The organism is Promicromonospora sp. NPDC060204 (assembly GCF_042728455.1).
Classification (GTDB): Bacteria; Actinomycetota; Actinomycetes; order Actinomycetales; family Cellulomonadaceae; genus Promicromonospora.
Window position 1 is genome coordinate 1 of sequence record NZ_JBHWZO010000213.1, and the last position, 11,098, is coordinate 11,098.

Consider the following 11,098-nt stretch of genomic DNA (forward strand, 5'->3'; position numbering starts at 1 on the left):
ACAGCGTTCCTCGGCCCCAGCACCCGAGCCGCGTCGTCAGTCGCGGGTCAGCTTGCGGTACGTGACCCGGTGCGGGCGCGCGGCGTCGGCGCCCAGGCGCTCGACCTTGTTGGCCTCGTACGACTCGAAGTTGCCCTCGAACCAGTACCAGTTCGACGGGTTCTCCTCGGTGCCCTCGTAGGCCAGGATGTGCGTCGCGACCCGGTCGAGGAACCACCGGTCGTGAGAGACCACGACGGCGCAGCCGGGGAACTCCAGCAGGGCGTTCTCCAGCGAGCCGAGGGTCTCGACGTCGAGGTCGTTGGTGGGCTCGTCGAGCAGCAGCAGGTTGCCGCCCTGCTTGAGCGTCAGCGCCAGGTTGAGGCGGTTGCGCTCACCACCGGACAGCACGCCGGCCGGCTTCTGCTGGTCCGGGCCCTTGAACCCGAACGACGCCACGTAGGCGCGCGACGGGATCTCGACGTTGCCGACCTTGATGAAGTCGAGCCCGTCGGACACGACCTCCCACAGGGTCTTCTTGGGGTCGATGCCGCCGCGCGACTGGTCGACGTAGGAGATCGAGACCGTCTCGCCGACCTTCAGCTCGCCGCCGTCGAGCGGCTCCAGGCCGACGATCGTCTTGAAGAGCGTGGTCTTGCCGACGCCGTTCGGGCCGATGACGCCGACGATGCCGTTGCGCGGCAGCGTGAACGTCAGGCCGTCGATCAGGACGCGGTCGTCGAAGCCCTTCTTGAGGTTCGTGGCGTCCAGCACCAGCGAGCCCAGGCGCGGGCCGGCGGGGATCTGGATCTCCTCGAAGTCGAGCTTCCTGGTGCGGTCCGCCTCCGCGGCCATCTCCTCGTAGCGGGCCAGGCGAGCCTTCGACTTGGTCTGGCGGCCCTTGGCGTTGGACCGCACCCACTCCAGCTCCTCCTTGAGGCGCTTGGAGAGCTTGGCGTCCTTCTTGCCCTGGACCTCCAGGCGCGCCTGCTTCTTCTCCAGGTACGTCGAGTAGTTGCCCTCGTACGGGTAGAGGCGCCCACGGTCGATCTCGCAGATCCACTCCGCGACGTGGTCGAGGAAGTACCGGTCGTGGGTCACGGCCAGGACGGCGCCCGCGTAGCCCGCGAGGTGCTGCTCGAGCCACAGCACGGACTCGGCGTCGAGGTGGTTGGTGGGCTCGTCGAGGAGCAGCAGGTCGGGCTTCTGCAGGAGCAGCTTGCACAGGGCGACGCGGCGGCGCTCACCACCGGACAGCAGCGTCACGTCGGCGTCCGGCGGCGGGCAGCGCAGGGCGTCCATCGCCTGCTCGAGCTGGGAGTCGAGGTCCCACGCGTCGGCGGCGTCGATGTCCTCCTGCAGCGTGCCCATCTCGGCCAGCAGCGCGTCGAAGTCCGCGTCGGGCTGCGCCATGAGCTCGGAGATCTCGTCGAACCGGGCCTTCTTGGCCAGGATCTCGCCGACGGCCTCCTGGACGTTGCCGAGGACCGTCTTCTCCTCGTTCAGCGGCGGCTCCTGGAGCAGGATGCCCACGGTGTACCCGGGCGAGAGCCGTGCCTCGCCGTTCGACGGCGTGTCCAGCCCGGCCATGATCTTGAGGATCGTGGACTTACCGGCGCCGTTCGGACCGACGACACCGATCTTGGCGCCGGGCAGGAAGTTCAGCGACACGTCATCGAGGATGAGCTTGTCGCCGTGCGCCTTGCGCGCCTTGTACATGGAGTAGATGTATTCAGCCACTGCCTGTGTTCCACCGTTCACAGAAGGTACGTCGGATGGGGTGCGCTCGCGCGGAGCGGGTGCCAGGGTTCGTCCGCGCAGGAGAACCCTGACACCCGCGGACCGCTGAGCACGACTGGGACCAGCCTACGCGGTCACGAGCTCCCGCGGCCCGACGCCGGCCCCGTCGCCCTGGTCTTCCTCGTCACCCCCGGCACCCGACAGGTCGACGTCGAACGGGTCGGTCTCGCCCGCCCGCACCGCGACCAGCCCGGCGTCACCCGGGAGGTCTGCCACGTCGCCCTCGCCCCGGGAACCCGGCACCGGATCGTGGTGGACGAGCCGCGAGTACTCCACCTTGCCCCGGGTCGCGTCCACGCCGACCCCGGTCGCGGCGATCACCAGACCGCTCCGGGGCTCGCCCTCCGGGCCCGCCCACTCGTCCATCTCGAGCCGGCCCGTGACGACCACGGGGTCGCCCTTGCGGACCGACCGGACCAGGTTCACCGCCGCCGTCCGCCACGCCTTCACCGTGAACCACAGCGTCGCGCCGTCGGTCCACTCGCCGGCGTCGTTCACGTAGCGCCGCGTGCTCGCCACGCGGAACATGGCGAACGGCTTGCCCGTGCCCGTGTGCAGCGCCGGGGAGTTGCCGGCGAAGCCGGAGACAGTCACCGTCACGTCGTTCATGGAGCCCTCCTGGGTTTCCGGACCGGCCCTCGCGGCCGGCCCGTACCCAGCATCAGGCGCGGACGGAGCGCAGGTCGGTCAGCCCGAAGTCGTCTGTTGACGAAACCCGGATCTGGCTGCCTGTGGTCGCGTTCTCTTCCACACGAAGCGGTATCGAGGGTCCGTCGTCGCGCGCACTCTGTGCGAGCTCACGCACCGCGCGGTGCTCGTCGAGCAGCCGCTGGGTGGGCACGCCGAGGGTCTGGCGCAGCACCCGCTCGAGCGCGGCGCGGCCCGACGCGATGACGGCCTGCGCCCGGCGCGCGGCGAGCGCGCGGCGCATCTGCATCGCCACGAGGAACACCACGAGCGCCGCGACCGCGGCCACCACGGCGGCGACCCCGAGCACGGTGGTCCAGGTGTCGCCCACGGGCAGGATGTCCGTCGAGGCCAGCACCGTGCAGATCCCGAGCAGCACCGCGAGCAGTACCGCCCCGAGTGCCAGGCGGCGGGTGAGCGGCTGCGTCGTCGGGCCGCGGGTGTCCAGGGTGACGCCCTGCAGCGCCGTCGACACGGCGCTCGTGACGTCGCGGGCGCTCGCCACGCTCTCGGCGAGCGAACGCTGCCAGCCCGGCTTGAGCGACTCCCCGGAGCCGGTGAGCCAGCGCGAGCGGGACAGGGCGATCGAGTCCGGGTCCGGGTTGCGGAACTCGGGCGAGCCGTAGCCGTTGCGCACCGCGGCGCCGACCTGCGCGGCGACGGACTCCAGGCCGGCCGCCCGCGCGAGCGCGTCGATCTCGCGTTCGAGAACGGTGTCGATGTGCCACGGCACCTCTGCCGGGGTCTGGCTGAGCAGCAGGGTCGCGGCGGCGTCCAGCTCCCCCGCGGCGCGGCCGGCCGACACGGACCGGCGGGCCACCGTCTGCTCCAGGAGCCCGCGCAGGTCGTCGATACCGATGTCCGTCTTGCTCGACGCCGCGATGACCGGCACGTTGTCCAGGCCGTCGTCGCGCAGCAGGCGCTTCACGTCGTTGACCAGGTTGTCGCGCTGGCCCACGGGCACCGTGTCGATCTGGTTGAGCACCACCACGGTGGAGGCCCGCATGCCCGACGAGTCGCGCAGGTAGCCGGTGTGCAGGGCGTCGTCGGCGTACTTCTGCGGGTCCACGACCCAGACCAGCAGGTCGACCAGGGGCAGCACCTTGTCCACGACGTCGCGGTGGGCGGGCGCGACCGAGTCGTGGTCGGGCAGGTCCAGCAGCACGAGGCCGCTCAGGGCGGCCTCGTCGGCCGAGTCGAGCTCGCCGGCCCGGGTGATGCGGCGCTCCCGCTCCACGCCGAGCCAGTCCAGCAGCGTGGCGGCGTCGTCGCTCCACGAGCAGGCGGTGACCTTGGCGGTGGTGGGGCGCTTGACGCCGACGTCGGCGAAGGTGAGGCGGGAGATCTTGTTGAACGTGCTCGACTTGCCCGACCCGGTGCCGCCGGCGAGCGCCACCACGGTGTGGTCCACGCCGAGCGCGAGCCGTTCGCGCACCCCGGCCACGGAGCTGGCGACCTTGCCGAAGACCGTGTCGTCGAGGCGGGATCCGGCGATCTGGAGGGCTCGGCCGAGGTCCTCGGTCCGAGCGCCGAGGGTCGCGTCGTGGCTCGTCATGTCAGCCTCCTGAGCTCGGCCAGCCGCACGCGGAGCGGAGCGGCCGCGTCGTCGGCTAGCGCGGGGACGTCAAGGGCACTCTGGACAGAACGGGCCTCTTCCGCAACCGCTAGCGCGACCTGGTCGGCAAGTTCGCCCTGCAGCTCCTCGATCGAGTCCCCTGCGCTGTCGCCAAGCACGCGGTCGACGAGCGCCATGGAGTCCTCGTTGCCGAGCGCGGTGGCCTGCAGGAGCGTCGCCAGCCCGGCGTCGCCGAACGCCTTGCGGGCGCCCGTGGCGCGGGCCACCGCCTCGGGGTCGGACATCGCGGGGTCGGCGTCCGCCATGCGGCCGACCACGTCGTCGGCCAGGCGGGACCAGGCCGCGGCCGCCTTCTGGCCCCAGGCGAGGCGCTCCTTGGCGCGGCTCGACGCGGACGGGAGGATCGTCTCGCCGGCGGGCGGCGCCCCGGGGCCGGCCAGGACACCGCGCAGGCTCTCCTCGGTGCGCACGCCGGCGGCGACGAACGCGCGGGTCGCGGTGGCCTCGACCTCCTCGCGCAGCCGGAGCAGGGCCGTCTCGCGCGCCTTCCCGGCGCGCTTGGTGGTCCGCGCGATGCCGTCGCGGACCGTGACCCGGGAGATGTGGTCGGTGCTGGCGATCTCGGCGAACCGCGCGGCGACCGTGCCCTCGCCGGACGTCCCCGACAGGACGGCCGTGCGCGCGGCGAGCTGCGCGTCCGGGACCACGGCCTGGACGGCGTTGCGGAGGTCGAACGCGGCGGTGCCCTGCTGCTCCACCGCGGTCACCAGGCCCGTCACCCAGTCCGGGAGGGCGCCGATCGCGCCCTTGAGGGTGCGCAGGATGACGGTGCGCGAGCGCTCGGGGCCGGCCATCAGGTTGAGCCAGCGCTGGATGGGCGCCACCAGCTTGGGGTCGAGCAGCCCCTCGTGCGGTCCGACGTCCGGCACGATGAACAGCGGGACGTCCTTCATCCCGCGCTCCTTCATGCGCGTGTTGAGGTCGGCCCGGATCGTCGTCAGGTTCTCCTTGGGCACCCGGTTGAGCACCATGGCCACGCTCGCGCCGCGCTCCTTGGCGCGGTCGAGCGCCTGCCACGGGAGCGCGTCGCCGTAGCGGGCGGCCGTGGTGACGAAGAGCCAGAGGTCGGCCGCCTCCAGCAGCTGGTGGGCCGTGGAGCGGTTCTCCTTAAGGAGCGAGTCGAGGTCGGGCGCGTCCATCAGCGCGGTGCCGCGCGGCACGCCCTCGTGCTTGACCAGGCGGGCGAGCTCCGTGACGGGTCCCGCGGTGAGCGTGTCGACGTCGCGCGGGTGCACGCCCACGACGGGCTCGCGGGTGGTGGGCCGCAGCACGCCGGCCTCGGACACCTCCTCGCCCAGGAGGCTGTTGAAGAGCGTGGACTTGCCGGCTCCCGTGGAGCCCGCGAGCACGACGACGGCGGGGCTGGAGAGCTCGGCGAGGCGCGGCAGCAGGTGCTCGTCGAGCTGCGCCAGGAGGCGTTCGCGGGACGCCTCGGCCTCCTCGGCGCCGTCGACGGGCAGGGGCAGGGTGGCCGCGGCGACGTCGCGGCGCAGGTCCTGCACGACGTCGTGCACCGTGAAGCCGAGCTGCTCCGCAACGTTCGGGTCCACACCACCCCGACGGCCGAGCACTGCGGAGCGTGTTCCTGGAGTCACGGCTTCATCCTGATAGGTCAAGATCGTTCTGCCAAGCCGTAGCGGCTGGTGGGTGTGCAGAAACAAGGGTTTTGTGCAGGCCGTCGGAGGGTGTCTCCGACGCCCGACGACAGCAGATCAGTGCCCCCGGCAGGATTCGAACCCGCGACCTAGTCATTAGAAGTGACCCGCTCTATCCAGCTGAGCTACGGAGGCAAGCGAGCCGAGTTTAGCCTAGGCCGGGCCGGTCTTGACCATGCCAAATAAGGGCGTCACGGGGAGGTCGGGGTGGACGACGCCGCCCCGGGCGCCAGCGTCGCCGCCAGGAGTGCCACCGCGATGGTCAGCACGGAGACGCGCGTCACCCTGCCCGGTCGGGTCGGCCCGGGCCCGTCGGCCTCGGGCCGGTCGGCGCCGGGGGTGTCGGCGCCCGGGCTGTCGGCAGAGTTCGCTGGTGTCGAGGTCATGCCTCGATCCCACCGGTCCAGGCCCGTACCTGCCAGTGTGACGGCGTCACCGCTCCCCCATGACATAGCGCAGGCCCCTGCATGACACGGCGTCACTGGTGCGGCGGGGCTCGCCCGGGAGACACTGCGGTGTCGGGCCCGGCACCGACCCCACGCGGGTCCCGGTGAGTGTCACAGGCGCGACGTACTCTTCCCGCATGCCCTCCGGACCCACGGATCTCGCCCCCGACGCCGCGCGCCGGCTGCGCCTGCGCACGCAGGGACTGGCGCTGCCCGACGACGGGTCGAGCTCCGCGACGCCGGGCGACGACGGGCCGAGCTCCGCGACGCCGGGCAACGTCGTCCGCCGGATGGTAGCCCTGCAGGGGCAGGACCTGCCCGCGGTGCTGCGCGCGATCGCCGTCCGCTCGCGCCCGGGCACCTCGATCGACGACGTGCGCGCCGCGTTCGACGGCGGCGAGCTGGTGCGCGGCTGGACCCAGCGCGGCACCCTCTTCGCGACCACGCCCCGGGACCTGGCCGCGCTCGTCTCGCTGACGGGTGAGCGCGTGACCCACCTGGGCCGGCGCGTCCGCGAGGCGGAGGGCCTGGACGACGCGCTCGTCGACCGTGCGGAGAAGATCACCCGGGAGGCGCTGGCTGCGTCGGACGGGTTCACGCGGGCCGAGATGATCGACCTGTGGCAGCAGGCCGGGGTGCCCATCGAGGGGCAGCGCGGGTACCACCTGATCGTCACCCTGGCACTGCGCGGGGTGCTGCACTGGGGCCCGTTCGCGGGGGCGCAGCAGAAGATGGTCGCGTCGCCGGGCGCGGGTGGTTCCGGGGGCGTGGGTGATGTCGCGGGCGGTCCGGCCGAGGAGCCCGACGCCGCCCTGCGCCGCATCGCCCGGTCCTACATCGCGAGCCGCGGACCCGCCACGGTGGACGACCTGGCCTGGTGGCTCGGCCTGCCGAAGACCCCCGTGCGCGCCGCCGTCGCCACGCTGCGCGAGACCGAGCCGGACGCCGTCGTCGACGTCACGGTCGACGGGAAGGTGATGCTCATCGGCCGCGCGGCGGACGGCCCCGACTCCGGCGTCGAGCCCGAGCGCCTGCCCGGGCTCGCCGAACCCGGCGGCGTCCTGCTCGTGCCGGGGTTCGACGAGATCGTGCTGGGCTACCAGGACCGTGACCTGGTCGCGGACGCCGAGGCGATGCGGACCGTCGTCCCGTTCACCAACGGGATCTTCCGGCCGGCAGTGCTCCTCGACGGACGCCTGGTCGGCACGTGGCGTCGCGCGCCCAAGGCCGGCGAGGCCCCGTACGAGCTCGTGCCGGGGATCGCGGGACAGGTGCGCATCGCGGTCGATCAGGCGGTGGCGGCGTGGCCGCTGGGCTGAGGCCTAGTTCCCGACCGGGTCCGTGCCGGAGTCAGTGACAGCAACGTCGGTGAAGTAGGCGGCGCTCTCGGCGTCAGCCGGGTAGTACGACTCGATCGCCACCTCGTCGAGCGTGATGTCCATCGGGGTGCCGAACGTGGTGATCGTCGAGAAGAGCCGCAGCTCCCGCCCGTCGATCCGGATGATCATGGGGATCACCACGTCCGACTCTGCCGCGATCGACCGGCCGGGTTCCGCTCGATCGGGTTCCGACGGGCAGCCGTCGCCGTGGGAGCCGGGCGTGCTGTCGTGCGCGCCTGGCGCCAGCAGCTCCTCGTAGAGGGCGGTCAGCCCGGCGTCGGGCACGGTGGCGAGCTGGCGCCGCACCCGCGCGCGGAACACCGCACGCACGTCGGCGAGGTTGACGACCAGCGGGGCGAGCCCGCGCGGGTCCAGGCCGAGCCGCACGAGATTGACCGGCGGGCGCAGCAGGTCGGGGGCCACACCGGCGAAGAAGCGGTCGACAGCCCGGTTGGTCATCAGGATGTTCCACCCGCGGTCGAAGACCAGCGCCGGGTACGGCTCGTGCGCCCGCAGCACCCGCGCGACCGCGTCCCGGGCGGGCGCCAGGGCGTCGGTTCCGAGCGGACGCTCGTCGTACCGCGGCGCGAAACCCGCGGCGAGCAGCAGCCGGTTGCGGTCGCGCAGCGGCACGTCGAGCTGCTCCGCGAGCCGCAGCACCATGTCGGCGCTCGGCCGGGACTTCCCGGTCTCCACGAGGCTGACGTGCCGCGCCGAGACGTCGGCGGCGATCGCGAGATCGAGCTGGCTGAGCCGACGGCGCTGCCGCCACTGCCGCAGCAGCTCGCCCACTGTTCCCATGGACGTCGAGTGTCGTGCACGGCGGGCCGGAGCGCCATGAACTCCCAGTTCATCGACAACCGCCGCGGCCGGGTCGAAGACTGCGGGCATGACGACACAGGACACGACGACACCGGACACCACGACAGAGCGCGCGGCGGCCGAGCGCACCACGGCCGACAACACGAGCATCGTCACCGCCGCCTTCGCGGCCCTTACCGAGACGGGCGACGCCGACGCCGTCGCCCGGGTGCTGACCGACGACTTCGTCCACCACCGGCCCGACAGGACATCGCGGACCAGGACCGAGTGGCTCGCCGCCGTCCGCGGCTCGCTGGAACACATCGCGGGCATGGAGGTCACGGTGCTGCACCTGCTGGCCGACGGCGACCACGTGCTGCTGCACTCGCGGCGCCGGCTCCCCGCCGGTCCGGAGATCACGGTGGTCGACATCATGCGGTTCGAGGACGGCCGCATCGCTGAAGCATGGGAGCTCATTGAGCCGACGGCGGAGGCCCAAGCCCACCTGACCTGGTGGTCCTGACCCGTTGACCAAGCACCCGCTGCCAGCCCCGGTCGTTGACACCTCGGGCCGCGGCCGGCCGGGCGGCGGGTCAAGATGGAGCATGCTGCTCGCCGAGGTCGCCGCCACGTCCGACGCCGTCGCCGCCACGCGCTCGCGCCTGGCCAAGCGTGCGGCCATCGCCGACCTGCTGCGCCGGACGGCGGACGGCGGCGCCGCCGCGGCGGACCGTGGAACGGTCACCGACGACCTGGAGATCGTCGTCGCCTACCTCGCCGGCGCGCTGCGCCAGCGCCGCACGGGCCTCGGTTACGCCGCGCTGCGCGACCTCCCGCCGCCCGCGGCAGAGCCCACGCTCACGGTCCGCGACGTCGACGCCGCGTTCGCCGCGATGGCCGCCCTGGAGGGTTCGGGCTCTGCGCAGGCGCGCTCCGCCGCGGCCGCCGAGCTCTTCGGCGCGGCGACCGAGCGGGAGCAGGCGTTCCTCCGCGGCCTGGTCGCGGGCGAGCTGCGGCAGGGCGCGCTCGACTCGGTCGTCGTCGACGCCGTCGCGGAGGCCGCCGGGACGCCCGCCGACGCCGTCCGCCGCGCCGTCATGCTGCGCGGGGCCACCGGGCCGGTCGCGAGCGCCGCGCTCCTCGCGGACGACCCGCCGACCGCGCTGGCGGCGTTCACCCTGGAGGTCGGGCGGCCGGTGCGGCCGATGCTCGCGCAGTCCGCCCCGGACATCGCAGCGGCATTCGAGAAGCTCGGCTCCGGCGACGAGCCCGATGTGCTGTGCGTGGACGTGAAGCTCGACGGAATCCGCATCCAGGTGCACCGCCTGGGCGACGAGGTGCGGGTCGTGACGCGTTCCCTGGACGACATCACGGAGCGCGTGCCGGAGATCGTCGAAGTGGTGCGAGCCCTGCCGTCGGATCGGCTGGTGCTGGACGGCGAGGCGCTCGGCGTCGGGCCGGACGGCGTGCCCCGACCGTTCCAGGAGACGGCCGCCCGGTCGGCGACCCACGAGTCGACGCGCGGCTCGACCCGGGCGCCGTCGGCGGAGGAGTCGCTGGCGGACCAGTTCGAGCTGACCCCGTTCTTCTTCGACGTGCTGCACGCCGACGGGCGCGACCTGCTCGACGCCCCGCTGCGCGACCGGCTGGCGGTGCTGGACGAGGTCGCGGCGCCGCACACGGTGCGCCGCCTGCTGACGTCCGACCCGGAGGCGGCGGCGGAGTTCTTCGCGGGCGCGGTCCGCGAGGGCCAGGAGGGCGTCGTGGTCAAGTCGCTCGACGCCCCCTACGCGGCCGGACGGCGCGGCGCCGGCTGGGTCAAGGTCAAGCCCCGCAAGACCCTGGACCTCGTGGTCCTCGCTGTCGAGCGCGGCTCGGGCCGCCGCCAGGGCTGGCTGTCGAACATCCACCTGGGCGCGCGGGACCCCGAGGGCGGCTTCGTGATGCTCGGCAAGACGTTCAAGGGCATGACCGACCAGATGCTCCAGTGGCAGACCGAGCGGTTCAGAGAGCTGGAGGTCGAGGACAACGGCTGGGTCGTGACTGTCCGGCCGGAGCAGGTCGTGGAGATCGCGTTCGACGGCCTGCAGCGCTCGACCCGCTACCCCGGCGGCCTCGCGCTGCGCTTCGCGCGCGTGCTGCGCTACCGCGACGACAAGACGGCCGCGGAGGCAGACACGATCGACACGGTCCGCTCGCTCGCCGTGGTCAGTAGTCCGGCGGAGTGAGATCGAGCTCGGCCAGCTTGGCCTCTCGCTCAGCCCCGGACAGCCATGTCACGGTGTAGCGGCCGCGGTGCGGTTCCTCGCCCTCGATCAACTCGCCTGCGCGAATCGACGGCACCAAGCCGTCCCACGGCGGCTGGTCGGCGTACACATCCTGTTCGCCGTCGGCCCACACCACCGTGAGCCAGACCTGTTGCTGGATCCTGAAGGGGTTCCAGGTGGGCCACCAGGTGCCGAGCTCGGTGGAGATGTACCCGGCGATCGCCCCGTCCTTCCACAGCACGAGACACCCACGATCGAAGACGTCGAGCGACGGGTCGTACTCACGCTTGAACACTCCGGCATCGTGGCACGGGTCGAGACCTGCTTGCTCCCCCTTTGAGGCCCGGGTTTCTTCGCTTTCAGCTGGCTGAAAGCCAGGTGTGGAGACGGACGGCGCGCGGACGGATCGGCTGGGCGTACTGCTGGAGCAGTTCGACCAGGTCAGGGA

Annotated in this window: 10 protein-coding genes and 1 tRNA gene; 3 read left to right on the forward strand and 8 right to left on the reverse strand. The window is 72.7% G+C overall.

Going from position 1 to position 11,098, the window contains the following annotated elements; translation table 11 throughout:
• Positions 1-36: 36 nt before the first annotated feature.
• From ettA to ACFWEJ_RS22000, 6 genes are all read right to left on the reverse strand, one after another.
• The gene (gene ettA, locus ACFWEJ_RS21975) at positions 37-1,719 is read right to left on the reverse strand and encodes an energy-dependent translational throttle protein EttA (protein ID WP_377231317.1); all 1,683 of its coding nucleotides are present in this window, start codon (positions 1,717-1,719) and stop codon (positions 37-39) included.
• A gap of 126 nt (positions 1,720-1,845) precedes the next feature.
• Positions 1,846-2,388: a single-stranded DNA-binding protein gene (locus ACFWEJ_RS21980; protein ID WP_377231318.1), complete on the reverse strand. Its 543-nt coding sequence runs from the start codon at positions 2,386-2,388 to the stop codon at positions 1,846-1,848.
• 52 nt (positions 2,389-2,440) lie between these two features.
• On the reverse strand, positions 2,441-4,021 hold the full coding sequence (locus ACFWEJ_RS21985) for a GTP-binding protein (RefSeq protein WP_377231319.1): 1,581 nt from the start codon (positions 4,019-4,021) through the stop codon (positions 2,441-2,443).
• On the reverse strand, positions 4,018-5,697 hold the full coding sequence (locus tag ACFWEJ_RS21990; RefSeq protein WP_377231320.1) for a GTPase: 1,680 nt from the start codon (positions 5,695-5,697) through the stop codon (positions 4,018-4,020). The genes ACFWEJ_RS21985 and ACFWEJ_RS21990 overlap by 4 nt, the downstream gene beginning before the upstream one ends.
• 121 nt (positions 5,698-5,818) lie before the next feature.
• Positions 5,819-5,892, reverse strand: a tRNA-Arg gene (locus tag ACFWEJ_RS21995).
• A 56-nt stretch (positions 5,893-5,948) separates the two neighbouring features.
• Complete coding sequence (locus ACFWEJ_RS22000) at positions 5,949-6,143, reverse strand: hypothetical protein (protein ID WP_377231321.1); 195 nt, start codon at positions 6,141-6,143, stop codon at positions 5,949-5,951.
• Between the two features lie 197 nt (positions 6,144-6,340).
• On the opposite strand from ACFWEJ_RS22000, the gene ACFWEJ_RS22005 reads away from it, so the two are divergent.
• Entirely contained in the window at positions 6,341-7,522 is a 1,182-nt protein-coding gene (locus tag ACFWEJ_RS22005) for a winged helix DNA-binding domain-containing protein (RefSeq protein ID WP_377231322.1), read from the forward strand.
• 3 nt (positions 7,523-7,525) lie between these two features.
• Here the strand turns inward: ACFWEJ_RS22005 and ACFWEJ_RS22010 are convergent, their stop codons facing one another.
• Positions 7,526-8,383 carry a helix-turn-helix domain-containing protein gene (locus ACFWEJ_RS22010; RefSeq protein WP_377231323.1) on the reverse strand — a complete coding sequence of 286 codons (858 nt, stop codon included), beginning with the start codon at positions 8,381-8,383 and terminating at the stop codon, positions 7,526-7,528.
• Between the two features lie 88 nt (positions 8,384-8,471).
• On the opposite strand from ACFWEJ_RS22010, the gene ACFWEJ_RS22015 reads away from it, so the two are divergent.
• Together ACFWEJ_RS22015 and ACFWEJ_RS22020 are read left to right on the forward strand one after the other, a co-directional pair.
• The gene (locus tag ACFWEJ_RS22015; RefSeq protein ID WP_377231324.1) at positions 8,472-8,906 is read left to right on the forward strand and encodes a nuclear transport factor 2 family protein; all 435 of its coding nucleotides are present in this window, start codon (positions 8,472-8,474) and stop codon (positions 8,904-8,906) included.
• A gap of 82 nt (positions 8,907-8,988) precedes the next feature.
• Complete coding sequence (locus ACFWEJ_RS22020) at positions 8,989-10,611, forward strand: ATP-dependent DNA ligase (RefSeq protein WP_377231325.1); 1,623 nt, start codon at positions 8,989-8,991, stop codon at positions 10,609-10,611.
• Here the strand turns inward: ACFWEJ_RS22020 and ACFWEJ_RS22025 are convergent.
• Positions 10,592-11,098 (reverse strand): hypothetical protein (locus ACFWEJ_RS22025; protein ID WP_377231326.1); only part of this gene is annotated, 507 nt, incomplete at its 5' end. The genes ACFWEJ_RS22020 and ACFWEJ_RS22025 overlap by 20 nt on opposite strands.